General features: G+C 65.1%; 1 protein-coding gene. It reads left to right on the forward strand.

What is annotated here, in order from left to right; genetic code table 11:
• Window positions 1-501, forward strand: a 501-nt coding sequence (locus AB4Y81_RS21560) for a sugar phosphate isomerase/epimerase family protein (protein ID WP_441996935.1), incomplete at both ends; no start/stop codon positions are given.

The following is a 501-nucleotide window of genomic DNA, read 5'->3' on the forward strand; positions in this document are numbered from 1 at the left end:
CCGTACACCCTGTTCACCGGCCAGTGGGCCGACCTCCCCTTCGAGGAAGTCGCGCGCCTTGCCTCGGGCTGGGGCTACGACGGCCTGGAAATCGCCGTCTCCGGAGACCACCTGGACGCCTGGCGCTGGGACGAACCCGGCTACGTCGARTCCAAACTCGCCATCCTGGAMAAGTACAACCTCAAGGTCTGGGCCATCTCCAACCACCTCAAAGGCCAAGCCGTCTGCGATGACCCCATCGACTTCCGCCACGAGGCGATCGTTGGGTCCAAGGTGTGGGGCGACGGCGACCCCGAAGGCGTGCGCCAACGCGCTGCCGAAGAAATGAAGCACACCGCCCGCCTCGCAAAAGCGCTCGGCGTGGACACCGTCGTCGGGTTCACCGGCTCCTCCATCTGGCAATACGTCGCCATGTTCCCGCCTGTCCCCGAGAAAGTCATCGAGGCCGGCTACCAGGACTTCGCCGACCGCTGGAACCCCATCCTGGACGTCTTCGACGAA

Origin of the sequence: Paenarthrobacter sp. TAF1 (genome assembly GCF_052113825.1) — a bacterium.
In the GTDB taxonomy this organism is placed as follows: domain Bacteria; phylum Actinomycetota; class Actinomycetes; order Actinomycetales; family Micrococcaceae; genus Arthrobacter; species Arthrobacter nicotinovorans.